Here is a 25,613-nt window from a genome sequence, read left to right on the forward strand (position 1 = left end):
TTGCAGGTGATAGTATTTGTTAATTGGTCATTAGCTGACCCGTCTGGCGAACGACTCGGAACGGACGACCTTCAAGCGTCGCCGTCATTTCGGAATGGCGCCTTGCCTGACACCTCGCCGAGCCTCGTGCGCCGCTGTGTATGGAAAGGCTCTAAGGATTGATTCAATCATGACCCTCACTGAACTGCGCTATATCGTGACTCTTGCCCAAGAGCAGCATTTCGGCCGTGCCGCCGAACGTTGCCATGTCAGCCAGCCGACCCTGTCGGTCGGGGTGAAAAAGCTTGAGGACGAATTGGGCATCCTGATCTTTGAACGCAGCAAGAGTGCGGTTCGCCTGACCCCCACGGGTGAAAGCATTGTGGCCCAGGCCCAGAAGGTGCTGGAACAGGCCCAGGGTATCCGCGAGCTGGCCCAGGCGGGCAAGAACCAGCTCAGCGCTCCGCTGAAGATCGGCGCCATCTATACGATTGGCCCTTATCTGTTTCCCCACCTGGTTCCCCAGCTGAACCGTGTGGCGCCGGAAATGCCGCTGTATATCGAAGAGAATTTCACGCACGTCCTGCGGGACAAGCTGCGCACCGGTGAACTCGACGCCATCATCATCGCGTTGCCGTTCAGCGAGCCGGACGTTCTGACCAAGCCCCTCTATGACGAGCCCTTCTACGTCATGATGCCGGCACGCCATCCCTGGACGGAGCTCAAGTCGATCGACAACTCCCAGCTCAGCGACAAGAGCCTGTTGCTGCTGGGTGAAGGGCACTGCTTCCGCGATCAGGTGCTTGAGGCCTGTCCGACGGTACGCAAGCATGGGGACGAAGCCAAGCATACCCAGGTCGAGTCCTCGTCGCTGGAAACCATCCGCCACATGGTGGCCTCCGGGCTAGGCGTGTCTGTTCTGCCGTTCTCGGCAGTGGAAAGCCATCATTATGCGCCGGGCGTGATCGAGGTTCGCCCGTTCACCGCGCCGGTGCCTTATCGTACGGTCGCCATTGCCTGGCGAGCCAGCTTCCCGCGTCCACGCGCCATCGAGGTGCTGGCCGACTCGGTACGCCTGTGCTCCGTGGCCCGACCTGAAGCGGCAGGAGTCGTACAACCGGCATGACCGAACTGTCTGCGATCCCGGTCACCGCCCTGAAAGGCATCGGCGCGGCCATGGCAGAGAAGTTGGCCAGGGTAGGGCTCGAGAATCTGCAGGACGTCCTGTTCCATCTGCCTTTGCGCTACCAGGACCGTACCCGGGTCGTCCCGATAGGGGCCTTACGCCCTGGGCAGGACGCTGTTGTAGAAGGCGTCGTAGCCACCGCTGATGTCATCATGGGTCGCCGCCGCAGCCTGCTGGTTCGCCTGCAGGACGGCAGTGGCACATTGAGCCTGCGCTTCTTTCATTTCAGCCAGGCCCAGAAGGATGGCATGAAGCGTGGCACGCACCTGCGCTGCTACGGTGAAGTAAGGCCCGGTGCATCGGGGCTTGAAATCTATCATCCGGAATACCGGGCCCTGAAGGATGACACGCCAGCGCCTGTCGAACAGACACTGACGCCGATCTATCCGACCACCGAAGGGCTGACCCAGCTGCGCCTGCGACAGTTGACCGAACAGGCACTGGAGCGACTGGGGCCGCATAGCCTGCCAGACTGGTTGCCGCCGGAAATGGCAAAACAGTACAAGCTTGGCCCTCTGGCCGAGGCCTTGCGCTATCTCCACCGCCCGCCGCCGGACGCCGATGTCGAGGAATTGGCAATAGGTCATCATTGGGCACAGCGCCGGCTGGTTTTCGAGGAGCTGTTGACCCATCAGCTCTCCCTTCAACGCCTGCGTGAAACCATGCGCGCGCAGCAGGCACCGCCATTGCCACCTGCTAAAAAACTACCCAAACAATACCTGGCCAACCTGGGCTTCAAGCCCACCGGTGCCCAGCAGCGGGTCGGTGCAGAAATTGCCCATGATCTGGCCCAGCATGAACCCATGCTGCGTCTGGTACAGGGTGACGTAGGGGCAGGCAAGACCGTGGTCGCGGCCATGGCTGCACTGCAGGCCATTGAGGCTGGGTATCAGGTCGCCCTGATGGCGCCGACAGAAATCCTGGCCGAGCAGCATTACCTGAATTTTCAACGCTGGTTTGAGCCTTTGGGGCTAGAGGTTGCCTGGCTGGCTGGCAAGCTCAAGGGCAAGGCGCGCGCCGCGTCACTGGAGCGCATTGCGGCCGGAACGCCCATGGTTGTCGGCACGCATGCTCTTTTTCAAAGTGAAGTCCACTTTGCGCGGCTGGCCCTTGTCATCATTGATGAGCAGCACCGCTTCGGTGTTCAGCAGCGGCTGGCCTTGAGGCAGAAAGGTGTAGAAGGGCGCCTGAGCCCTCATCAGCTCATCATGACCGCGACGCCCATTCCGCGCACACTAGCCATGAGCGCCTATGCGGATCTGGATACCTCGGTGCTGGACGAATTGCCCCCAGGCCGTACGCCGGTCAATACCGTCACCATTACCGATACCCGTCGCGAAGAAGTCGTGGAGCGTGTGCGCGCCGCCTGCCTGGAAGGCCGACAGGCCTATTGGGTGTGTACGCTGATCGAAGAGTCAGAGGAGCTGACCTGTCAGGCCGCGGAAACCACCTTCGAGGAATTGTCGCTGGCCCTGGGCGAGCTGCGGGTCGGCTTGATCCATGGCCGGATGAAGCCCGCCGAGAAAGCCGAGATCATGGCGCAGTTCAAGGCGGGCGAGTTGCAGCTGCTGGTAGCCACCACAGTGATCGAGGTTGGCGTGGACGTACCCAACGCGAGCCTCATGATCATCGAGAACCCCGAGCGGCTGGGCCTTGCCCAGTTGCACCAGTTGCGCGGCCGGGTAGGGCGGGGCAGTGCGGTCAGCCACTGTGTGCTGCTGTTCCATCCTCCGCTGTCGCATATTGGCCGTGAGCGGCTGGCGATCATGCGGGAGACGAACGACGGCTTCGTGATTGCCGAACGGGATCTGGAATTGCGTGGCCCGGGTGAAATGCTGGGTACCCGGCAAACCGGTCTATTGCAGTTCAAGGTCGCTGATCTGATGCGCGATGCCGATCTGCTCCCGGCTGTACGGGATGCTGCTCAGGAACTGCTGGCAAAATGGCCCGCCCATGTCAGTCCACTGTTGGAACGTTGGCTACGCCATGGTCAGCAATACGGTCAGGTCTAAATAAAAGTTTGCGACCTTTGGTCAGAGGCATTCCAGTGCGGCGCGAGGTAGTTATACTGGCTACATCTGGCCTAGCGGAAATACCATGACTGACGTAGCCCACACCTCCGAGCCAACCCCTCATGCACCAGCGCCCATCAAGGAGATGCTGGATAAGCTGGGGGTGTCCTATCGTGAAGTGAATTCCACGATGGGCCTCTCTTCCAATGCCCAACGCGTACAGGCCGTCCTGCTGGATGACTCGACTGGAGTTCTGATGGTTCTGTTTCCGCAGAACCAGCTGCTCGACCTTAACCGTCTATCGGAATTAACCGGCCGCACGCTGACCGTCATGAAGCCTGAACGGCTGTCCCAGGCGCTGCACAAGCACGAACTCAAAGTGCTGCCGGGCCTGCCTACGTTGAGTAGTTCGCCCTGCCTGTATGACGAACGCCTGCTCAAGGAGCCCAACCTGCTGTTGGAGTCTGGCGAGGAAGATGTCTTGCTGGAAGTCTCCGTGGATGATTTCCGTCGCCTGCTGGCCGAGGCCAACCCGGGCCGTTTCGGCGAACCGCTGCTGGACATTCAGCCCAATCAGACGCGCCCGGAAGCGGACGATGCGGAAATTACCCGCGCCGTCACGCATTTCACGGCACGCCGTATCAAGCAGCGCCTCGATGAGACGTTGGAAATTCCGCCGCTGTCCAAGACAGCCGAGAAAATCATTAAGCTGCGCGTCAATCCCGAAGCAACGGTCGATGATCTGGCCGGTGTGGTGGAAACCGACCCGGCGCTAGCCGCCCAGGTCATCAGCTGGGCGTCTTCTCCATATTACGCGGCGCCCGGCAAGATTCGCTCCGTGGAAGATGCAATCGTCCGGGTTTTGGGTTTCGACCTGGTCATCAACCTGGCGCTGGGCCTGACACTGGGCAAGACGATCACATTGCCCAAAGACAAGCCGCAAAGCGCAACGCCGTACTGGAAGCAGTCCATCTTTACCGCCGCCGTCATCGAAGGGCTGGCGCGCGCCATGCCACGCAAGGTTCGTCCTGAGATGGGCATTGCCTACCTGTGCGGGCTGTTGCATAACTTTGGCTATCTGGTGCTGGCTCATGTGTTCCCGCCGCATTTCTCACTGATCTGCCGTCACGTGGAAGCCAACCCGCATCTGGACAGCAGCCTGATTGAGCGCCACCTGATCGGCATCACCCGTGAGCAGATCGGCGCCTGGCTGATGCGTAACTGGGAAATGCCGGAAGAGCTGGTAGCCGCACTTCGCTTCCAGGCCTATCCCGCCTATGACGGGCCCAACGCCATCTATGCCAACCTGACCTTCATGGCCGTGCAACTGCTGCGCGCTGAAGGCATTGGCAGCGGCCCGGCACGCCCCATTCCGCCTGAGCTGTATGAGCGCCTGGGGCTAACTCCTGAAAAGGCGCAGGAATGCCTGAGCCGCATCATGGGTGCCGAGGCGGCCCTGCGCGAACTGGCGTCTCAACTGCCTCAGTAAAAACTGCAGGCTAGACGGCTTTCTTCATGAACAGTCGTCCAGCCTGAGGAACTTCACCCCTCGCTTGCTTGCCGACAGAAATAAGGGTCAGGCTTTTCGCCTGCCCATCGAATGGAGGACAAGCAACATGCCAAGTGCAGAGGGCAAGATCCGTTATGCGGTTGTCGCGGGTGGCTGGATTTCCCAGGGTGCGTTTATGCCGGGTGTCGGCCAGACCAGCAATTCGGTCATGACGGCGTTGGTGACAGGCGATCCGGTCAAGGCTGACGAACTGGCCAAACGGTACAACCTCAAGAGCTATCGCTACGAGGACTTTCCGGCACTGCTGTCCTCCGGTGAGATCGACGCCATTTACCTGGCTACACCCAACTTCCGCCACCGCGAATTTGCCGTACCGGCACTTGAGGCAGGTATTCACGTGCTGCTGGAAAAGCCCATGGCCACCAGCGAGGAAGACTGCAAGGCCATTATCGAGGCGTCCAAGAAGTCGGGTGCCAAGCTCATGATCGCTTACAGGCTGCACTGCGAGCCGGGGACGGTCGAGATGGTCGAGCGCATTCGCAACGGCGATATTGGCGACCCGCGTATCTTCACTTCCACGTTCGCCCAGCCTTTAGACCCGCAGAATCATCGCGCCCTGAATGGTTACTGGGCAGGACCAGTTCCGGACATGGGGCCATATCCACTCAATGCCGTTCGCAACCTGTTTGGTGACGAGCCGATCGAAGTGCATGCCGTGGGGGTCAATACACCCGGGCGTGACATCACGACCTACGACGCAGTGTCCGTCACCCTACGCTTTCCCCAGGAGCGCTTGGCGCAGTTTAACGTCAGCTACAGCGCACCCAATACCGAGCGCTTTCAGGTAGTCGGCTCGAAAGGCGAAATCGAGGCGTCGCCCTGTTTCGGCTTTGGCGAAGGTGTAGCCATTACCTATCGTGCGACCATCGGAGGTGAGACACAGGAACATGCGCATCCTGTCGTCGACCAGTTCGGTGGCGAGACCGAATATTTTTCCGACTGCATCCTGAATGATCGGGTACCTGAGATGGACGGTGATGAAGGCTGGCGGGACATTCGGGTGTTGGCTGCCATCGAGCGGGCGCTGGAAACCGGACAGCCCCAGACGCTGGAGCCATTGCCGCCCCGCCAGGGTCCTACTCAGGCGCAGGTGCGTACACTGCCGCTCGCCAAGGTGCCGGACTACATCAATACCACCGAACCTACCACCTGATGCTGTTACAGGCTCGCGAAGCGTCTTGAAACGCTTCGCGGGTCGATCCGGCCTGCTGACGGTGCGAGGCGGGCCTACATCCAGTACCCTGATGCACATTCCGTTGCTCAAGGTTGTCCGTCATGACCAATGCTCGCCGTCTCGTTCTTATTCTTGCCATCTTTCTTGCCGTGATCGCGGTGGCAGCCCTCGGCTACCGTGCCTATCGAACCGATGCGGCGCCAACACCTGCCGAGCTGATGGACGCGGGCATCGTCATGCTGCCTCAAGGCAAGGCACTTCCTGCACTCAACTTTACGAATCAGGACAAGGAAGCGATTACGCTCGACTCGCTGAAAGGGCAGTGGCGATTGATGTTCTTCGGCTATACCTTCTGCCCGGACGTCTGTCCGGCGACCCTGGCGCAGCTCAAGCAGCTGTTCACCAAACTGCCTGAAAAGGATCGCAATGCGCTGGGCGTAACGTTTGTAACCGTCGATCCTGCCCGGGATACACCGGAGCGGCTGAAACAATACGTAGAGTTTTTCAACCACAGCTTCAAGGCTCTGGCAGGTGACATGGCCGACACCCAGACGCTGGCCAATACTGTCGGGATTCCCTTCATTCCGGCCGATACCACCCAGCAGAGCTACACCGTGGACCATGGCGCCAATCTGGTTCTGATCGACCCGAACGGCCGTGCTGTCGGTTATGTACGCCAGCCCATGCAGCTGGATCTGTTGGCCCAGCAATTGCCACGTCTGATGGAAGCCAAGCGCTAATGACTATACGCTTGCTGATCAATCTGGATGTCGACGAACTGGAGCGCGGCATCCAGTTTTATACGCAGGCGCTGGATCTGACGGTGCAGCGTAAGCTCTATGATGAACACGTCGTTGAGCTAGCCGGAGCAGATGTTCCGATCTATCTGCTACAAAAGCCAGCGGGTAGCGAAACCGCAGGACAGGTGCGCCAGTACGGCCAGCACTGGACACCTGTACATCTCGACGTTGTAGTCGATAATCTTGATGCTGCCCTGGCAAGGGTGTTAGCCGCCGGGGCTATATTGGAAGGTGACGTCCGGCGCTCGGCATTTCGAGACATGGCCGTGCTTCGTGATCCTTTTGGCCATGGCTTCTGCCTGCTGCGCTTTTATGGCGAACCCTATAGCGACGGCTAATAGCCTCACTTGGCGAATAGTTGACCAATGTCCTTGAACGCCTTGAACTCCAGTGCGTTACCGCACGGGTCCAGCAGGAACATGGTGGCCTGTTCACCTACTTGTCCCTTGAAGCGCACGTAGGGCTCGATTACAAACGCCGTTTCACGTGCCTTCAGGCGATCCGCTAACGCTTCCCACTCGGCCCAACCCAATACGACACCAAAGTGCGGCACAGGCACATCATGGCCATCCACCGGATTGGTATGGGCATGTTCCTGCGCAGCGGTAGGCGGGTGCTCGTGAATCACCAACTGATGGCCAAAAAAGTCAAAATCGACCCATTGCTTGCTGCTGCGACCTTCAGGGCAGCCAAAAACGTCACCATAAAAATGCCGGGCGGCTGCCAGGTCGTAAACAGGGATAGCCAGGTGGAAAGGGGAGAGCGCCATGAGAAACCTCATCAGTTTGGGCAAGACCCTATTGTCAGCCACAAGCGTTTCGATGGAAAAACGAATATTCTTGCTGCCGAGCAGCAACTATTTTGAGGCTGACAGTGCTTCGGGAATTGAAGACCTTTATTGCAGTTGCACGACATGGCACCTTTTCAGCGGCTGGGCAACAGGTTGGCCTGACGCAGTCGGCAGTCAGTGCACAAATGCGCCAGTTGGAACGCGACCTGGGCGTACGGCTCTTTGACCGGACCGGCCGCGCGGCGCTGCTTAATGCTTCCGGCCAGCAAGCGCTTCCGCTGGCGGAGCAGATCCTCTCGCTGTACGAGCAGATGGCCGCTCCCACAGATGTCACCCACTGGCAGGGCGAACTAAAGATCGGCGCTATCGCCACGGTTCAAACCGGCGTGCTGCCCGAGGCGCTGATGCGCTTTCGCCAGGACGCCCCCCAGGTAGACCTCAAGCTGATTCCTGGCGTCTCGCTGCAGCTCCTGGGCCGTGTGGACGCTGGCGAGATCGATCTGGCGCTACTGATCAAACCGCCATTTGCCTTACCCAAGGAGCTGGATGAAATTCCGTTGGCCCAGGAGCCATTCGTGCTCATCACGCCCGCCACGTTGCCAGGCGACGATCCGCTGGCCTTATTGGCAACACAACCCTTCGTTCGTTATGACCGAGGCTCCTTTGGTGGCCGACAGGTGAGCCGGTTCCTTCAGGAGCACCGGATTACCGTTCGCGAAGCGCTAGAGCTTGATGAGCTGGAAGCTATCGTCAGAATGGTCGAGTGTGGCCTGGGGGTGGCGTTGATTCCTCAGGCTGGTCTGCAGCTGGCTCAGGCGCGCGTGCGCACGCTTTCCCTAGGGCCGCTCACGTTTCACCGCGAGCTGGTCGCCATTTGCCGCCGGGGGCTGCGCAAGCAAGCGGCGCTGTCGTTCTTTCTGGAATGCGTAAAGGCGGCAAAAGGCTGATCAGAGCATACGCTCAAGGCCTACTGCACGCACGATCCAGGCGTTGAATCGGCGCCACAATCCGCCAGGCTCATGGTCCAGCTCATACAGTTTGCCGTCGCGTTCTTCCAGCCAGATCAGCTTGGTTGTTCCGTCGCGGTCGACCCGCTTCACCTGATAGCTGACACCCAAGGCCATACCATCGAGAATCAGCTGACGGACCCGGCCGGCAAGGGCAGGGCTGTCTACCATGATGCCAACCTCGGTATTCCACAGGATAGAACGCGGGTCGAAGTTGAAGGACCCGACAAAGGTATGCTCACGGTCAATCACCATGGCTTTGCTGTGCAGGCTGGAAGCCGACTGACCAAAGCTATAAGGCGAGGCATGCAGGCCCTTTTCCGGGCGGTTGCGCATTTCATAGAGCTTGATGCCCTGCTTGAGCAGTTCGTCGCGGTACGGCGCGTATCCGCCATGAACAGCGGGAACGTCCGTTGCCTCCAGCGAGTTGGTCAGCACGCGAATATCTACCCCCTCGTGGGCTTTCTCACCCAAGTATTCCACTCCTGTCTGGGTTGGAACGAAATAGGCAGAGACCAGGAAAAGCTCCTTGTGAACGTCGTCAAGGCTGGGCATCAACTGAGTCGTCAGTAACAGATTTCGGTCCGGCTCGCCCTCTGCCAACACTTTACGTGGCGCGTCCCAGAGCGCCTTGCCATTGGCCCAGGTCAGCTCATGAAGCCAACCCTCCATTTGCGGTGCAGTGTCGTAACGGCGCAACCGGTTGTAAAGCGCCGAATCCTTTACCCGCTCGCTGTCCAGGTAGCGCTTGAGCCCCGTGCGCATTCGAGTCAGCGCGTGAGCCGTGGGCGGGCGGCGCAGAAAACCTGTAATGGGCTGGCTGATCTCGCTGTTCCAGTATTGGTCGAAGCTTACACCGAGCTGATGGGCGACAGGACCCGCTCCAAGCAGGTCGAGGTCCGTGAAATTCATTTCGGGCTTGGCATCGAAATACTCATCCCCCAGGTTGCGACCGCCTACAATGGCTACGCTGTTATCGGCAAGCAATAGCTTGTTATGCATGCGGCGATGCTGCTGCGACAAGTGCAGGAAGCGCCCCATGTAACGCGTAACGCCGGTACTGCGACCGATATGCAGCGGGTTGAAGACGCGAACGTCGATGTTGGGATGGGCTGCCAGTGCCGCCAGGGCATAGTCATTACCATCGCTGCTGGTGTCGTCAAGCAGGAAGCGAATCCGCACACCACGGTCAGCAGCGGCCAGCAGCTCATTGACCAGCATGCGCGTGGTCACCCCATCGTGAACAATGTAGTACTGAATATCCAGACTGCGCTGGGCCATGCGGATCAGCTCGGCGCGAGCGGTAAAGGCGTCGGTGCTGGACTCCAGAAGGCGAAACCCTGATTGTCCGGGATGCTTGACAGCCTGCCGTTGAAGCACACTGTTGAGGTACGTGCCGGCTGGCGCGAGCATGGAGGAGGGAGTTGGTGTCTGGACCTGAGCGCAACCCGTCAACAGGACGAAGGACAGCAGTAATAAACGGGCGTACACAGATTCCCTCCAGGTCGAATGCGTATCCCTTCGACGCTTGCGTTGCGGTTAAATTCAGAAGATCAGGGCAGAAGGCCATGATAAGACCGGCCTGTGCCTGTCATTGTTCAGACCGTTGGCAGGCAGACCATTTGCTGGGAGTAATGCCCCTTTTCAGGCCCTTGCAGGACAAGGAGGCCTCTATGAGCCAAATCGCGGGCACGCCAGCCTAGAAAAGTATCTGTCGCGAAAAATCCTTCGCTGCGTACCATGACTTCGGCTATCACTCGTGCGAGCGGTTGCCATTCTGGCGTGCAATGCTGGAGGAGGATAGTGTCGACCGTTTCGTAGTCGCTGTACCAAAAACTACCGTCTAACCATCGTCTGATACCGGCCATGGCTTCGACTGCCTCATGCCAGGCTCTGGCCAGCTCCTGTTGCTGCTCGGGCAGGATGAGGACAGGGCTATACAGTTGCTTCAACAACTCAGGTGAGCATTGGCCGACCGCACGGCGAGTCTGTACATCGCTACGATGTGTTCCACATGGAACACTGTATAGCGAAACAGAAGAATCATGCAGAGCGGCAGCGATACGACAGAGCAGAAGCTGCTCAGAGGCACTGTCGCCGTGCCAGACAGTAATGGGGCGATTGCCTTGTGCTGCATGCTCAAGCCAGGTGGCATCGTCCGCTAGTTGGCGGGAAAAGTCGGGAGCGGGAACATCATCTGCCCAGACGGCCTCCCAGAATGCCGACCGAACCGGACAGGGCGGCTGATGTACATCCACCAGCGGCCCTACGGCCAGATCGTCACGCATTATCCGTAGCGATGAAGTGGCCTCGGTATCAATCACCTGACGGACACCTTCAGCCGCGACATCACCACAGACAACGTGCCACATCAGTCAGGCTTGTCCTTCTTGAGCTTGGGATTCGGAAAGAACTGAGCCACCTTGACCTGAGCCGTGGCAGGCTTTGGCTGCTTGGGCGCATTGACGCGCGTAGGCAATTCCTTGGGAACCGAATTGCCGCGCTCGTCCAGCGTATCCCCATAGCCACAGGAGGCGCACTCGCGATGCGGTACGCCATCCTCGTTCCACATCTTCATCGTGTCTACCGATTGGCAGGCGGGGCACACGGCCCCGGCGATGAAGCGTTTTACCGGTCCGCTCATGCAGCCTCCTCGGTAAGACCGGAGTGGCGTAGCAGCGCGTCGATGCTGGGCTCACGGCCGCGGAAGTCCACGAACAGCACCATCGGCTCAAGCGAACCACCACGAGCCAGGACGGCCTCACGGAAGGCGCGGCCGGTTTCAGCATTGAACACGCCTTCTTCCTCGAACTTGGAGAAGGCATCGGCTGATAGGACTTCCGCCCACTTGTAGCTGTAGTACCCCGCGGCGTAACCACCGGCGAAGATGTGAGCAAAGCTGTTGGCGAAGCGGTTGTAGGCTGGCGGACGCATAACCGAAACTTCATCGCGGATGGATTCCAGCACGTCGAGTACGCTACGGCCATCGCCGTGGGTGGCATGCAGCTCGAAGTCGAAGAGCGAGAACTCCAGCTGACGCACCATCATCAGTCCGGACTGGAAGTTTTTCGCAGCCAGCATTTTGTCCAGGAGTTCCTGGGGCAGTGGCTCGCCGGTCTCGTAATGGCCGGAGATCAATGCCAGACCTTCTGGCTCCCAGCACCAGTTTTCCATGAACTGGCTCGGCAGCTCGACCGCATCCCATGCCACACCGTTGATGCCGGAAACACCTGCATGCTCAATGCGGGTCAACAGATGATGCAGGCCATGACCGAACTCGTGGAACAGGGTGGTCACTTCATCATGGGTCAGCAGGGCAGGCTTGCCACCGCTGGCCGGGGTGAAGTTGCAGACCAGGTAAGCAATCGGGTTGATCAGCTCGCCCTGAGCATTGCGGCGCTTGTCACGGGCACCGTCCATCCATGCGCCGCCACGCTTGTTGGCACGGGCATAAAGGTCGAAGAAGAAGCGGCCAACGTGCTTGCCGTTCTCGGTAATCTCGAACAGACGAACATCGGGATGCCACTTATCAAAACCCTCCTTGATTTCGCTGATCTCAATACCGTAGAGCTTTTGCACCACAGCGAAGAGACCGGACAGTACCTTATCAACCGGGAAGTAGGCGCGTAGCTCTTCCTGGGAAAGCGAATAGCGAGCCTGACGCAGCTTCTCGGCGAAGTAGCCGGTGTCCCAGCTCTTGAGATCAGTTACGCCCTGCTCAGCAGCAAAGGCCTTAAGCTGATCCAGATCGCGCTGGGCAAAAGGTTTGCTGCGCTGGGCCAGATCACGCAGGAAGCTCAGGACCTGTTCGCTGGACTCGGCCATCTTGGTCGCCAGGGACAGTTCGGCGTAGTTGGCATAGCCCAGCAGGCGCGCCAGCTCCTGACGCAGGTCAAGAATCTCTTCCATCACTGGGCCGTTGTTGAACTGGCCGGCATTGGGGCCTTGGTCGGAGGCACGGGTGCAGTAAGCCGCATAGACTTCCTCACGCAGGGCACGGTCGTCGGCGTAGGTCATCACGGCGTAGTAGCTGGGAAATTCCAGATTGATCAGCCAGCCGTCGAGCCCTTTGGCCTGGGCGGCAGCGGCCATCTGGGCCTTGGCGGAATCTGGTAGACCCGCCAAAGCAGATTCGTCAGTCACATGCTTGGTCCACGCCTGGGTAGCGTCCAACAATTGGTTGGAAAACTTGCTGGACAGCTCCGACTTGCGCGACTGGATCTCGCCGTAGCGCTTCTGCTGTTCAGGCGGCAGATCGATACCCGATAAGCGGAAATCACGCAGGGCGTTGTCAAGAATCTTCTTCTGAGCAGCATCGAAGCCCTTGGCCTCTTCGCTTTCAGACAGTTTCCGGTAGGCCTCAAAAAGGTCCTTGTTCTGCCCGATCTCCGTGGAGTAAGCAGAAAGCTTGGGCAGGCAGGCCTCATAGGCCGTACGCAGCTCAGGATTGTTACACACGGCATTCAGATGAGTAACCGGGCTCCATGCCTGGCCCAAACGGTCGTTCAGCTCGTCGAACGCCACGACCAGCCCCTGCCAGGTCGGGTTTTCCTTTTGGGTCTTCAGCAGCTCGGCAATGGCGGCGCGGTTGTCTGCCAGGATCTGATCAATGGCCGGCTCGACAAATTCAGGCTTGATCGCGGAGTAGGGCGGCAGATCGTAGGGCTGTAACAGAGGATTGCTGGCGCTCACGGTGTTCCCCTCAAGGATATATACGGGTAGCTTGAGCCCCACGCCGACCGGGATACGGCTATGCTGCCTCAAAGGACGCATTGGCCGGCTCTGCCCAGTCAACGAAAGGCTCTCAAAGAAGACTATATGGAGCCCATCTTAACCAGACTCAAGGCTCGCCTGATTAGAAAAGGTATCTATCGTGACCATTCGCACTTACCAGAATAAAACGCCCGTCCTGGGCGAACGCGCTTTTGTGGACGCCACCGCCGTGGTCATCGGTGACGTGGAGCTGGGCGCAGACAGCTCCGTCTGGCCGCTGACCGTGATTCGCGGCGACATGCACCGTGTCCGCATCGGTGCCCGTACCAGCATTCAGGACGGCAGCGTGCTGCACATCACCCACGCCGGCCCATACAACCCGGACGGCTATCCTCTGATCGTAGGCGATGATGTGACGGTCGGCCACAAGGTCACCCTGCATGGCTGCACCATCGGCAATCAGGTCCTGGTGGGGATGGGCAGCATCGTCATGGACGGGGCCGTGGTGGAGAGTCAGGTGATCATCGGTGCCGGTAGTCTGGTGCCGCCGGGCAAGACACTGGAAAGCGGGTTCTTGTATGTAGGCAGCCCGGTCAAGCAGGCGCGCCCGCTCACGGAAAAGGAGCGTAGCTTCTTTGAGTACAGCGCAGCCAACTACGTGAAGTTGAAGGATCAACACCTCGCCGAGGGCTACGACCAAGACGACGCCTGAGCCACGGCGGCAACGGATTTACGGTTGGGAAGAAGAGCGCTTTGCCGGAGCACAGCGCTCCTCCTCCTATCAGCCAAGCCCTCAGGCGTCAGGGCTTGGCTGGTTGCTGGGCAGATGGTTAGCGTGTGGCAGGGGTGACCGATCCGTGGCAGCAGTTTCGCTTGGCATGACCAGATAGGTACGTGGGTCGGCAATGGTGATACCCAGCTCCCGGAAGCGCTTGAGGATGCGGCGGTTGGTTTCGCGCTGCACACCCCAGCGGCCCTTGTCGATACACCGCATCTGACCCAGTACTGTCACCATGGAGCCGTCGACCGCGTCCACCCCCCAGACCTCCAGATCATTGATGATCAGATCCTTGAAGGCCGGGTCCTGTCGCATTTCCGCACCGATGGCTTTCAACTCGTCGAAGACCCGATCGATGTCGGTGTTGTAGCCCACGTTGATACGAATGGACGCATTGCCGATTCCACGGTTGATATTGTTGACCGTGGAGACTGAGCTGAACGGCACGATATGCAGCGAACCGTCACCGGCCCGGATACGTACCGTCCGAATCGACAGGTACTCTACCGTACCGGAGACGCCTGCCACGGTGACCCAGTCCCCCACCTGCATGGCGTTTTCCATCAGCAGGAAGATACCGGTAATGAAGTCCTGCACCAGTTTCTGCGAGCCGAAACCGACAGCCACACCGATAATACTGGCACCGGCCAGCAGCGGCGTGGTGTTGATACCGATCTGGCTGAGTGCTGTAAGGCCGACCACCAGTACGATAATGATGAGCAGGAAGCTGCGTAGCATGGGCAGGAGCGTACGCAGGCGCGCAGCCCGGACCAGATCCCCCTCGTTTGTCCACCGCGTCAGACGTCGCTGCACCGAGGCGTTGGCCGACTCCCAGACAACAATCGCCACAAGAGCCGCCACCAGGATCGTCAATACGGCAGAAAGCAGACTGCGCCCGATGGTGCCACTGGCAAACCAGCTCAGCGCGTCAAGGCCCCAGAGCTGAAACAGGACAATGACGGTGCACACGGTGATGGCCGCGGTGATCAACCGGCGGGCAAGCGGGTAATAACGATCAGCCAAGCGGCTGCGTACAGACGAGGCAGGCGTATTGCTCTCATCTGAAGGCGCGTCGGTCTTGGGTTGAAAAGCACGCCCTACTGCGCCCAGGACGAGGATCGCCAGCAGCCGCGCTGCAATGACCACCGCCCCCGATAGGGCAATAAAGTTGATCAGTTTGGGAAAGCCGTTCTCGACACCCAGCGCCCACACCACCCACAGCCCGATGACGAATGCTGCGGCAAAAAAGGCCCAGACGAGCGCTAGCCAGTTACGCAAGGCGGCCACCGGCCCGGTTGCCTCGGCAGGTGCTTCGATCAACGCACCGACCGGCTTGCGAACCTTGAAGATAAGCACGACCAGGCAGAGGTGAACCAGCAGCGAGAACAGTTTGACGATTGCCAGATGGCCCGCCCGGCCTGCGCCCAGCGCCTCGACTGCCTCAGCCAGGGCGATACCGAACGCCGCCAGCACAACGGTGAACCGTATCCAGGTTTCCAGAGTCCGGGCGATATCGGTTCTGACGCGGATGATGCGCATCCCGTGGCCTATCGGCGAGATCAGCAGGCGAACCACGGCCATGCAGACGCGCACTGTAACGTAGGCGCCCACGAAGCCCTGAACAACCGTCATGACGCTCTGTTCATCACCCGACAGCGCCCGCATGATCAGCGCCGCTGCACCAAAGAATAACGCCAGCGGTAACAGATCAAAAATTAGCGAGCCCAGTGCATAGGGCAGGTGACGCAGGGTACTCCAATGCTCGCCCGGCATGGCGGTATGCCGGGGTGAAGCAGCTGTCTCATGCGTAGCGGCATCAGCAGTCGCCTGCTGTTGGGATTGGGTTGTAGAGCCGGAGGCGGTACTGGCGGGGCCACCCTTGGCGGCATTTGTCGCACCGACCGGTACGGCCTCGATCTGCTCGACACCATCACGCGTCGTCTGTACCAGCGCCACTTCTTCGCTGGCCGGGCGAATGCCGCCCACCTCGGCAGCATTAACGGCAGCTGCCTGCTCGGCCTGTTCCCGCTCGGCCCGCGCCCTGGCCTGGGCCTGAGCCAGTCGTTGCCTTTCATCCCGCTCGGCCTGCTCGCGTCGGGCGCGTTCGTCTGCTTCCTCAGCATGCTGGATCAAGGCGCGGCGGGGTCTGCCCAACAGGTAGCGCAACCCCCATTCAAGAGCGAGGCCTACGCCGAAAACAATGGTTAGATCGACCAGCGCCTCGCTCAGGATATGCTTGCCCTGGCCACTGGCGGAATGGGTTCGTAACCACACCGGGAACGCCAGGGCGGCCTGTTTGATCTGGTGAAGCTGATCTTCCAGCCCATCACCCCACCGACTGACCTGACGGAGCGTTCTGGCAATCAAACCGTTCGCTTCGATCGCCACGGCAGCAGGTGCTTCGGCAGGGGCCGCGGTATCGGCAGCAGTATCGTCCGTTGATTGATCATCGGACTTCGCTGCATCGGCGTCCTTGGCTGGGGCCGTGTCGGCAATCGCCTTGAGGGCCCGCACCGCCTCGGCGCGCTGCTGTTCATCCTGCAGTACGCTAACGGCGCGGCGAGCATCGCCTGGAGAAATGGTTTCATCACCCGTGGCGGATTGATCGGCCGCCAGGGCGTGGCCTAGAGAAAGGATTAAAAGGAACGCAAGGCACACTCGCGAAATCTGTTTAGGCATGGCTCTCGAATCGGATGATGATATGTCTCGTACCCTGATCGTCATAGGACTGCTGATAGTTGCCGTCGGCCTGTTATGGCCCTGGATCGGACGCCTACCGCTGGGTCATTTACCGGGCGATATCGTGATCAAACGGGAGAACGTCTCGTTCTTTTTCCCTATCACCACCATGATTCTGATCAGTGCGGTGGTATCCGTTGTGCTGTGGCTGATCAATCGCTGAGCCCTGGCCGGACCGCCAGGGCTCAGTTCACTTACACCGCGCCCACTCCGGCCGGTGAGGCCGGCTCGGACGGGACGTTGCGATCCTTCACCACGGCGATGACCTTGCGCAGCCGAATCGGAATGGACTTGGCGGCAGGCACTTTGCTGCGCTCCGCGTAATGCCAGAGCGGAATCAGCGGATTACATTCGGGATAGTAGCCACCGCAACAGCCCTTGGGGATGTCGTACGGCGTCACCCGGAGTGGGCCGACTTCCCGGTGTACGCCATCGTCCACCGCAGTAATAGCCTGGATCATGTCGCCTTCGGCCAGCCCGTGGCGGGCCATGTCACGACGGTTCATGAGGATGACCGCCCGCGTCCCATAGACGCCGCGGAAGCGGTCGCTGTAGCCATAAACGGTGGTGTTGAACTGGTCGTTACTGCGCAGCGTCATCAGCTGCAGCACGCCCTGCTTTTTGAGATCAGGCTCGATGTCATCATCGGGCGTGAGCTTGTCGGGAGTGATGAAGTTGGCCTTGCCGGTCTCGGTGGCCCACTTGCGCTCGGAGGCACCGAGTGGACGATGGAAACCGCCGGGCTCCAGCATCCGCACGTTGAAGTCATGGAAGATATCGGGATAGCTCTCGGCGATGGCGTCACGGATCAGACTGTAGTCAGCGACCCAGGCATCCCAGTCGAGCCGGGGATTGGGTTCTAGTGTCGCCTTGGCCAGTGCCGCCACGATGGCGGGCTCCGATAACAGATTAGGCGCCGCCGGCTTGGCAACGCCGCGCCAGGCCCGGATGCACCCTGTGCTGTCTTCGGTGGTATGGCGCTGTTCACCGGTGGCCTGCACATCGATTTCCGTACGGCCCAGGCATGGCAGGATGTAGGATTTCTCACCGTGCACCAGATGGTTACGGTTGAGCTTGGTGGAAATCTGCACGGTAAGCCTGAGCTTGCGCCAAGCCGGCTCCATCAGCAGTGTTTCCGGAACGGCCCGTACAAAGTTGCCGCCCAAACCGATAAAGGCCTTTACCTTACCGCTGACAATGCCTTCGCACGCCTCGACGGTGTTCACGCCGTCATCCTGGGGCGCTTGGAAGCCGAACTGCTTCTTGAGGTTTTCCGCCGGGACGTGGCTGGCCTTCTCGGTGATTCCGACGGTACGCTGCCCTTGCACGTTCGAATGACCACGAACGGGCAGGATACCGGCGCCTTCCTTGCCCATGTTGCCGCGCAGCAGCAGCAAATTGACAAGCATCTGGATGTTCATCACGCCCTGGCGGTGCTGGGTAAGCCCCATGCCATATACGCCAATGACGCGCTCGCAGCGGGCATAGACCATTGCCGCCAGCTCCATGGCACTGCGGGTAAGGCCGGAACGACGCTCCAGCTCTTCCCAGGTATAGCTGCGAATCTTCGCTTCGAAAGCCTCCAGGCCATGGGTATGTTGTTCGATAAAGTCCACATCCAACACGCGTGGTTTCCCGGCGGCACGCGCCTGGTCGTCCATCTCGAACAGCTTTTTGCACATCCCGGCCATGGCCGCAATATCACCCCCGATGGCGACCTGATTGTAATGGGTGCTGATGGTGATTTCCTTGCCGGTCGCCATCTCGGTCGGGGACTGCGGGTTAGTAAATTTCTCCAGCCCGCGCTCACGGATCGGGTTAAAGGTAACGATAGGCGCGCCGCGCTGACGCGCCTCTTCAAGCTGGTGAAGCATGCGCGGACTGCTGGTGCCGACGTTCTGACCGAAGAAAAACAGGCCGTCGGTTTTCTCCATGTCGTTAAGCGTCACAGTGGCCACCGGCACACCAATGCTTTCCGGAAGGGCGATGGAGGTGCTCTCGTGACACATGTTGGAGCTGTCGGGCAGGTTGTTTGTCCCATACATACGGGCAAACAGCTGGAACATGTAGGAGGTTTCCAGCGCCGCTCGGCCCGAGGTGTAGAACACCACGTCGTTCGGATCGGCCATGGCCCTCAGCTCATCGCCAATCTCGCGAAAGGCAACGTCCCAGCGAATCGGCTCGTATTTGTCCGTCTCGGCGTTCCAGCGCAGCGGATGAGTAAGTCGACCCTGTTGCTCTAGGTCGTAGTCACGCCAGTTGAGTAATTCCGTCACGGTATGCTGCGCGAAAAAATCAGGTCCGCAGCGGTTGCTGGTGTTTTCCCAGGCGGTGGCCTTGGCCCCGTTTTCGCAGAACTCAAAAGGGCGGGCCGGGTGGGGTTTGGCCCAGGCGCAGCTGACGCAGGCAAAGCCTTCGATCGGCTTGTTTTGCTTGAGTAGAAGAAGGCCGGAGCCGACAGGCGACTTTTCACGGATCAGGATATTCGCGACTGAGAAAGCCGAACCCCAGCCACCAGAGGCTGACTTATAAGGCTTGAAACGAGGTTTGTTCACGCGTAGCTCCTTGCAGGCAGATGGCCGCTGACCTTGTCAGCTCACGGTTGGCCACATTCCAAAGCGAAAGGGCCCGGCGCCGGAGCGCCGGGGTACGGATGGATCAGGCCGCCATGCGCTCGCATTCTTCCGCGCAGCTCAGGCAAGCCTTGGCACAGGCCTGGCAGTGGTCCATGTCATGCTTGGCACACTCTTCACCGCAAGCACGGCAGGCCTTGGCGCACAGCGCACAAAACTCCTTGGCCAAAGGGCTCTCGCGCTGCATCAGCACCGCTGCCAGGGCGCACAGGTCGGCGCAGTCCCGGTCAAGCTGGATACAGCGCGCCATCATTTTCACGTCCTCTTCCCGTAGGCACGCCGATGCGCACATTTCGCAGACGAGGGCACAGTTGGAGCAGGCTTTGATGCAGGCGTCGTAAGCAGAAGTCGTCATGATCGTTCTCCGTTTGAAATAAGGGTTAATCGATGGGCTCAAACGGGCACGGCCTTGGGAGGTGGATCAGGCAGGGAGGGGTATACGGAGTGGTAGAAGGACGGCGCGTAAGGGTCCGAAGGAAGGGGGGCACGGGCAAATGTTAGTCGTACCGCAGCAGCCTGTGCCGGAACGCAGCAGCATGCCTTGACCATCAGGGTATTCTGAGAGGCAGGAGAGGGCGACGAGTGGCGAACGTCAATCTGTTCGGCCTGCATGAAGGGGCACGGAGATCCGGGCGCACGGCATGCCTGGGCGTAGCCACTTCCAAGGAAGAAGCCCAGCAACAGCACCAGAAAGGAGGCGCGCATACCCATGCCTGTCGTCACCTGCTTGTACACGATACAGGTATGAACCGCAGGAGCCGCCCAAGGTTTCATCCCTGGGCAGGAAAGCTGGCGCTATACCATCAAGGGTGCGCTGCGGCGCAGGATTGCCTCATGCGCCACGCCCAGAGGCAGCGTGCCATAGACATAACCGTGGCGCTCACCCAACCGGCTGGCCAGAAAGGCATCGCTTACCTCATGGTTACCCGCATCCAGCAACAGACGCGCCTGGAGGGCCAGGGCGATGCTCTCCGTGACCTGTCGGGCGCGGTACGGCAGATCATCCTGCTCAGCCAAGGCGGCCTTCAGCCGCGCTACATGGGTTTGCAACCGCACATCTCCACGGCCTTCATCCAGATGTTGGAACAGGACGGCCGCTACATCCGGATCGCGCGACAGCGTACGAAGCACATCCAGACACTGCACATTGCCGGAGCCCTCCCAGATGGAGTTCACCGGCGCCTCTCGATATAACCGTGGCAGGAGGCTGTCCTCGATATAGCCCGCCCCGCCCAGGCACTCCTGCGCCTCGTTGATAAAGGCGGGAGCCCGCTTGCAGATCCAGTATTTGCCCACCGCTGTGGCCAGCCGCGCGAAGGCCCGTTCGCCCGTATCGTCCGGCTGATCCAGCGCTTGCGCCAGACGCAGCGTAAGTGCCAGGGCGGCCTCGCTTTCCAGGGCCAGGTCAGCCAGAACATTTTGCATGAGCGGCTGCTCAATCAGCCGTTTGCCACTGACCTGCCGATGGGCGCAATGGTGCATGGCTTGCGTAAGCGCCTGCCGCATGAGCGAGCTAGAGCCAATCATGCAGTCGAAGCGGGTCATCCCCACCATGGTCAGAATATTCGCCACACCACGGCCTTCCTCGCCGATCAGCCAGGCCAGCGCACCGCGGTACTCCACCTCGCTGGACGCATTAGAGCGGTTACCCAGCTTGTCCTTGAGCCGCTGGATGTAGAATTGATTGCGGCTGCCGTCCGGCCGGAAGCGCGGCAGCAGGAAGCACGAAAGCCCTTGGGCGGTCTGTGCCAGCGTCAGGAAGGCATCACACATGGGCGCCGAGCAGAACCACTTGTGGCCAACCAGTTCATAGGCCTCGCCCGGGCCAGGGGAGCCCACAGGGTGAGCCTGAGTAGTGTTGGCGCGCACATCAGTGCCGCCTTGCTTCTCGGTCATGGCCATGCCAAGTGTCACACCGCCCTTGGTCTCCATCGGTGCATGGGACGGATCGTAGACACGCGCCGTGACCTTGGGAAGCCAGCGCGCAGCCAGCTCCGGCTGGTGCAACAGGGCCGGTACGCTGGCAAAGGTCATGGTCAGCGGGCAGCTCGTACCGGCTTCGGCCTGATTATGCAGGTACATGAGGCCTGCCCGTGCCACGTGAGCGCCAGGCTGCGGATCGGTCCATGGTAGGGAAGGGATACCGTGCTCGACGGCGGTACGCATCAACTCGTGATAGGCAGGGTGAAACTCGACCTGGTCGATACGATGACCGTACCGGTCATGGCTGTGAAATTCGGGGGGATACCGGTTCGCCAGAAAACCGGCCGCCATCAGAGGTCCTCCCGCCAGCGCCCCATAGACGCCGAGACGGTCATCCGCCCAACCACCGCGGTAGCGGTGTATCCACTCCTGAAGTGGCGTATCCAGCCGATAGAGGTTGACTCCTTCCAACGGCGGGACCTGATTGAACACCTCGTGCGTTTCGGCGAACTGACTCCACAACATGGCGACCGCTCCCTGACTAAGGTGGGTCAGTTATAGCGCCATTGTCCGGGAGCGGGGAGTGCTATTTGCCGAGACCGATGAAACGCGGCGGCATCAGCCAGCCACCGCGTGCACCAGAATCACTGTGCTTGGGGCGCCAGTGCTGACATGGTGATAGCCGCCAGCGCGGTGTTCTGCATTAGCATGGCGAACTGCTCCGGGGTCATTTTCTGGCCGTTGAAGTCGACCATCTGGTCGGCATAGTTGAGCGTAGCGACAATGTCATCGCCTTCCACCCGAGCCATCTGCGACGACGCCGCCATGTCGCCTATCGCCTCACCTGCCGCCTTGGCATCCTGGGCAGCGTCGGCAACATCCTGGGACGGGTCATTCTTGAGCGCAAGCAGGTCAGCGATCATCGGCTTGGAAAGGCGAAGCTGCATATCCAGCCGGCTGATCATCTGCTGGTACACCTCGGCGGGCGACAGATGATCATATTCCGCCGGACGCGTCAGATTGACCGCCATGTTGAAGCGGCTCTCGCCGTGGGCGGTCTTGAAGGACAACTCGTCCAGCGTGACCACGGGATTGGCCGCCAGCAACGTACTGCCAAAGGACTGCATACGGGCCCGCTCTTCCGGCAGCATTGCGGGCATCTGCTGGGTTTCCGGATCGATTTGGACACGCTCGGCATACTGCGAATAGGTGGTCGCCATGCCTTGCAAGGCTGCCGCATCGATATCCCTGAAGCTCAGGGACATACGGCCACTTCCTACCTCCTTACCGTCAACCGTCATGCCGCCCAGTGTATAGTGGATGGTATCGGCGAGCCGCAGGCCGTGCTCCTGCAGATTGTCCTGGGCGGTAATATCGCGCATGACCACCGGTGGAAGGGTGTCCCCCTGGATCTGCATCGACTGGAGGCCCAGGTCCGAGCGGCCCGTATACAGCCCGCTCTGTCCCAGGCTGCGATCGGCGGTAACACGCATGCCTTTCAACGTTGTGCTGACCATCGCTCCGTTTTTGGTCGGCGAGGTCAGCACCAGGCTGTCCGCCGACAGGTCGAGCTGATAGCGTTTCAGCTCCAGATCGGTCTTGAACCCAAGCGTTGCCCCAGCGAAGGCTACGTGTCGCTCATCCTCATTAAGCTCGAAGGGCTGCAGCGTCAGCGTGCCATTCACCTGCTGGTCGTAACCAATTACCGCTGTGCCGTACGCGGGTACCGCATTGTTGGCAGCCGTGAACCAAGCCTGCAGGCTGGGGCTGGATTCCAGCGCAAAATGGCTGCTGGCCATGACCGGCGCCAGCTTGAAGGAGGCCAGACGGGACGCAGGGAAAGGGCCGTGCTCCAGGTGGTCGACCATGAGCACTTCAATCGGCGTGTCCAATCCCAAGTCGCTACCCGGCAGAACGATGCGGTAATGGGCGGTACTCTTGAAGAGTCCCTTGTCCAGGCTGACCAGTTCCATATGCGCCGATTGATCAGGTAGCGTCTTGGCCCATTGTGCATTGGTCTGGTCAATGGCCTGGTTCAACGCGCCTTCCAGTTGGGTACTTGTATACCAGGCACCGCCCACAGCAACCGCTCCAACGACCAGGGCAACACCGACAGCAATTCCAGCTGCTTTTTTCATGAGAGAACTCGTATAAGGGGTGAAAATCCATTTTCAGCCGGTCGAGCGCCAGCGGCGCGGCCAGTCGAAAGGTCCGGCTTGCGGCTTCAGGCCTGCAAGCCGGCGCGATTATGCCAATCGCCTTGGGTATCGGCTATGTTGATACGCGATCAGGCACGGCTCAACGGCAGATAGATACGAAACTGTGCGCCGCCACGCGCCGACTCACCGGCCTCAATGCGACCACCCTGTAGCACCGTGAGCGTCTTGACGATGGCAAGGCCCAGGCCAGTTCCGCCACTGGCCCGGTTGCGCGAGGCATCCGCGCGTTGAAAGCGCTTGAACAGATTGGCCTTGATGACATCGGGCAGGCCGGGGCCGGCGTCGCTCAGCACAATAACGGCCTGTTCGGCATGGGTACTCAGGCGAAGCTCCAGCCAGCCGCCTTCACGTGCATAGCGCAGCGCATTTTCGATCAGGTTGTTAAGGATCTGTCGCAGCCGATCCTCGTCGGCCTTGACCGTGAGGTCCGGGACCTCCACCGCCAGCTCGGCCTCAATCCCATAACTGTCCAGACGGCTGGCATATTTGCCCAGGGTGTCCCGCGCCACTTCAGCCAGATCCACCGTGACCATATGGAGCGACAAACGCCCGGCATCGGCTACCGACAGGGTATGCAGATCATCCACCAGCCGCCCCAGGTGTTCAGCCTGTTCGAGTAGCTTTTGAAATTCCAGCGGCTCAGCCGGAATAACGCCATCGCACAAGGCATGTAACCGAGCCTGCAGGATAGCGATAGGTGTGCGCAGCTCATGGGAGATAGCAGCCGCAGTGGCCTTGCGCTCATGCTCTAAAGATTCCAGGGAATCGGTCATGTGGTTGAAATCGCGTACTAGATCCGCCAGCTCGCCACGCTGGCTCTTGCTGTGCGCCCGCACGCTGAAATCGCCCAGGGCGATCCGGTTGGCCGCCTCGGCAATGGACCCCACCGGCAAGGTCACGAGTCGCGACGTCCAGAGCCCGGCGATCAGACCGAACGGCAGACAGAACACCAGCCCCAGGACAAGCGCCAGCTGCTCGCCGTCCCAGGGATCGCCCCGCCAGTACTGGCTGTAGATCTCAATCATCCGAGGACTGTTGTCCTGATCCTGCGCCTCGAGCTGATCCATCTCCTGCCGGACGTTGACGGGTAGGTTGTTGTAGAAGCGGTCGTACTCGTACTGTGTGTAGATGAAGATGGTGGCCCAGAGCAGGCCGATGGTCACAAAGACCGTGGCAACAATATTCAGCCCGAAGCGGACCCATATGCGGTCTAGGACTCGGGCCATAGTCGATACCCAATGCCGCGTACAGTTTCGATCAGATCATCACAACCGGCATCCTGAAGCTTGCGCCGCAGCTTGCTCAGGTGCGAGTCGATAACCCGGTCCAGCGCGTCGCTTTCCGGCAGGCAGGCTTCGATAAGCTCGCTACGTGAGAAACATCGCCGTGGTTGGTTGGCTAAGGTACTCAGCAGACGAAACTCCGTCAGCGTCAAGGGTAGGACCTGGGGTTCATCGTCCTCGCTGTACGCTCGAGCCATGTAGGCCTGTTGGTCGATCTCCAGACGGCCCACCCGCAGCGGTGCAGAGGTGTGCGACTGTGCCTGGACGACACTGGTACGGCGCAGCACTGCCCGTACCCGTGCCACGACTTCGGCCGGGTTATACGGCTTGACCACATAGTCGTCGGCCCCCAGGCGGAGGCTGAGCATCTTGTCGAGATCGTCGGCCAGGGCGCTGACCATGATGACCGGCGTCTCGCTTTCGTTGCGGATGGTCTTGAGGATGTCTACGCCATCCATGCCGGGCAGACGGATATCAAGCAGTACGATATCCGGACGCAGCCGACGGAACAGCTGGAGGGCTTCGAGCCCGTCCGCCGTATGCACGGTACGCAAGCCGTCACGTTGCAGATAGGCCACCAGAATATCCGAGATGCTCGGCTCATCCTCCACGAACAAGACGAGAGGACCTGATGGCCGGGGGTCGTTACTCATACATAGCGCCTCTGAGTTCAATCCGAAGCAGTATACGGACCTGCTCACACCTCTACGAGGGTAGCCCGCGGACTACCAAACTAGCGCAAACCAAGCGTATCGACTTGGACTTCATGCCTGCGCGTTCATTCATCCGCACCGGACGTTCGCGTCT

The 25,613-nt window shown here is 60.1% G+C and carries 22 protein-coding genes; 9 read left to right on the forward strand and 13 right to left on the reverse strand.

Annotated features, from left to right (window positions below; genetic code table 11):
* Positions 1-169 precede the first annotated feature (169 nt).
* From JQR86_RS18945 to JQR86_RS18970, 6 genes are all read left to right on the forward strand, one after another.
* Complete coding sequence (locus JQR86_RS18945) at positions 170-1,105, forward strand: hydrogen peroxide-inducible genes activator (RefSeq protein ID WP_074821121.1); 936 nt, start codon at positions 170-172, stop codon at positions 1,103-1,105.
* Positions 1,102-3,177, forward strand: a complete 2,076-nt coding sequence (gene recG, locus JQR86_RS18950) for an ATP-dependent DNA helicase RecG (RefSeq protein ID WP_434154065.1) — start codon at positions 1,102-1,104, stop codon at positions 3,175-3,177. The genes JQR86_RS18945 and recG overlap by 4 nt, the downstream gene beginning before the upstream one ends.
* 85 nt (positions 3,178-3,262) lie before the next feature.
* Positions 3,263-4,666 (forward strand): aminoacyl-tRNA deacylase and HDOD domain-containing protein, encoded by a 1,404-nt coding sequence (locus tag JQR86_RS18955; protein WP_010796438.1) that lies wholly within the window; start codon positions 3,263-3,265, stop codon positions 4,664-4,666.
* Between the two features lie 127 nt (positions 4,667-4,793).
* Positions 4,794-5,900 carry a Gfo/Idh/MocA family protein gene (locus JQR86_RS18960; protein WP_434154067.1) on the forward strand — a complete coding sequence of 369 codons (1,107 nt, stop codon included), beginning with the start codon at positions 4,794-4,796 and terminating at the stop codon, positions 5,898-5,900.
* 122 nt (positions 5,901-6,022) lie between these two features.
* Positions 6,023-6,661: an SCO family protein gene (locus JQR86_RS18965; protein WP_434154068.1), complete on the forward strand. Its 639-nt coding sequence runs from the start codon at positions 6,023-6,025 to the stop codon at positions 6,659-6,661.
* Positions 6,661-7,059: a VOC family protein gene (locus JQR86_RS18970; protein WP_434154070.1), complete on the forward strand. Its 399-nt coding sequence runs from the start codon at positions 6,661-6,663 to the stop codon at positions 7,057-7,059. Before JQR86_RS18965 ends, JQR86_RS18970 begins: the two co-directional genes overlap by 1 nt.
* 5 nt (positions 7,060-7,064) lie before the next feature.
* On the opposite strand, the gene JQR86_RS18975 is transcribed toward JQR86_RS18970, so the two are convergent.
* Positions 7,065-7,490: a VOC family protein gene (locus JQR86_RS18975; RefSeq protein WP_434154071.1), complete on the reverse strand. Its 426-nt coding sequence runs from the start codon at positions 7,488-7,490 to the stop codon at positions 7,065-7,067.
* Between the two features lie 104 nt (positions 7,491-7,594).
* Between JQR86_RS18975 and JQR86_RS18980 the strand changes: the two genes are divergently transcribed.
* A complete protein-coding gene (locus JQR86_RS18980; protein WP_434154072.1) occupies positions 7,595-8,458 on the forward strand; it encodes a LysR family transcriptional regulator in 864 nt (287 codons plus the stop codon).
* On the opposite strand, the gene JQR86_RS18985 is transcribed toward JQR86_RS18980, so the two are convergent.
* The 4 genes from JQR86_RS18985 to prlC form a co-directional block, all read right to left on the reverse strand.
* Complete coding sequence (locus tag JQR86_RS18985) at positions 8,459-10,009, reverse strand: phospholipase D family protein (RefSeq protein WP_434154074.1); 1,551 nt, start codon at positions 10,007-10,009, stop codon at positions 8,459-8,461.
* A 107-nt stretch (positions 10,010-10,116) separates the two neighbouring features.
* Positions 10,117-10,890: a DUF1835 domain-containing protein gene (locus tag JQR86_RS18990; RefSeq protein WP_434154076.1), complete on the reverse strand. Its 774-nt coding sequence runs from the start codon at positions 10,888-10,890 to the stop codon at positions 10,117-10,119.
* Positions 10,890-11,162, reverse strand: coding sequence for a YheV family putative zinc ribbon protein (locus JQR86_RS18995; protein WP_125888077.1), 273 nt, complete (start codon positions 11,160-11,162; stop codon positions 10,890-10,892). Before JQR86_RS18995 ends, JQR86_RS18990 begins: the two co-directional genes overlap by 1 nt.
* Positions 11,159-13,210, reverse strand: a complete 2,052-nt coding sequence (prlC, locus tag JQR86_RS19000) for an oligopeptidase A (protein WP_434154962.1) — start codon at positions 13,208-13,210, stop codon at positions 11,159-11,161. Before prlC ends, JQR86_RS18995 begins: the two co-directional genes overlap by 4 nt.
* Before the next feature lie 181 nt (positions 13,211-13,391).
* Here prlC and JQR86_RS19005 point away from each other — a divergent pair, with 181 nt between their 5' ends.
* Positions 13,392-13,943: a gamma carbonic anhydrase family protein gene (locus JQR86_RS19005; RefSeq protein WP_125888075.1), complete on the forward strand. Its 552-nt coding sequence runs from the start codon at positions 13,392-13,394 to the stop codon at positions 13,941-13,943.
* Between the two features lie 81 nt (positions 13,944-14,024).
* Here the strand turns inward: JQR86_RS19005 and JQR86_RS19010 are convergent, their stop codons facing one another.
* The gene (locus tag JQR86_RS19010) at positions 14,025-16,688 is read right to left on the reverse strand and encodes a mechanosensitive ion channel family protein (protein ID WP_312271238.1); all 2,664 of its coding nucleotides are present in this window, start codon (positions 16,686-16,688) and stop codon (positions 14,025-14,027) included.
* Between the two features lie 22 nt (positions 16,689-16,710).
* On the opposite strand from JQR86_RS19010, the gene JQR86_RS19015 reads away from it, so the two are divergent.
* The gene (locus JQR86_RS19015; protein WP_219651370.1) at positions 16,711-16,911 is read left to right on the forward strand and encodes a DUF2905 domain-containing protein; all 201 of its coding nucleotides are present in this window, start codon (positions 16,711-16,713) and stop codon (positions 16,909-16,911) included.
* Between the two features lie 31 nt (positions 16,912-16,942).
* Here JQR86_RS19015 and JQR86_RS19020 read toward each other — a convergent pair whose 3' ends face one another.
* From JQR86_RS19020 to JQR86_RS19050, 7 genes are all read right to left on the reverse strand, one after another.
* The gene (locus tag JQR86_RS19020) at positions 16,943-19,303 is read right to left on the reverse strand and encodes an FdhF/YdeP family oxidoreductase (protein WP_434154078.1); all 2,361 of its coding nucleotides are present in this window, start codon (positions 19,301-19,303) and stop codon (positions 16,943-16,945) included.
* A 103-nt stretch (positions 19,304-19,406) separates the two neighbouring features.
* A complete protein-coding gene (locus JQR86_RS19025; RefSeq protein ID WP_010796424.1) occupies positions 19,407-19,736 on the reverse strand; it encodes a four-helix bundle copper-binding protein in 330 nt (109 codons plus the stop codon).
* A 38-nt stretch (positions 19,737-19,774) separates the two neighbouring features.
* Entirely contained in the window at positions 19,775-20,086 is a 312-nt protein-coding gene (locus JQR86_RS19030) for a hypothetical protein (protein ID WP_312271236.1), read from the reverse strand.
* A gap of 90 nt (positions 20,087-20,176) precedes the next feature.
* On the reverse strand, positions 20,177-21,829 hold the full coding sequence (locus tag JQR86_RS19035; protein ID WP_286787291.1) for an isovaleryl-CoA dehydrogenase: 1,653 nt from the start codon (positions 21,827-21,829) through the stop codon (positions 20,177-20,179).
* A gap of 119 nt (positions 21,830-21,948) precedes the next feature.
* Positions 21,949-23,442, reverse strand: coding sequence for a YdgA family protein (locus JQR86_RS19040; protein WP_434154079.1), 1,494 nt, complete (start codon positions 23,440-23,442; stop codon positions 21,949-21,951).
* Between the two features lie 149 nt (positions 23,443-23,591).
* Entirely contained in the window at positions 23,592-24,749 is a 1,158-nt protein-coding gene (locus JQR86_RS19045; RefSeq protein ID WP_434154080.1) for a sensor histidine kinase, read from the reverse strand.
* The gene (locus tag JQR86_RS19050; RefSeq protein ID WP_434154081.1) at positions 24,734-25,459 is read right to left on the reverse strand and encodes a response regulator; all 726 of its coding nucleotides are present in this window, start codon (positions 25,457-25,459) and stop codon (positions 24,734-24,736) included. Before JQR86_RS19050 ends, JQR86_RS19045 begins: the two co-directional genes overlap by 16 nt.
* Positions 25,460-25,613: the final 154 nt, after the last annotated feature.

Origin of the sequence: Pseudomonas sp. JZ134, from assembly GCF_051027695.1 — a bacterium.
Classification (GTDB): domain Bacteria; phylum Pseudomonadota; class Gammaproteobacteria; order Pseudomonadales; family Pseudomonadaceae; genus Chryseomonas; species Chryseomonas luteola.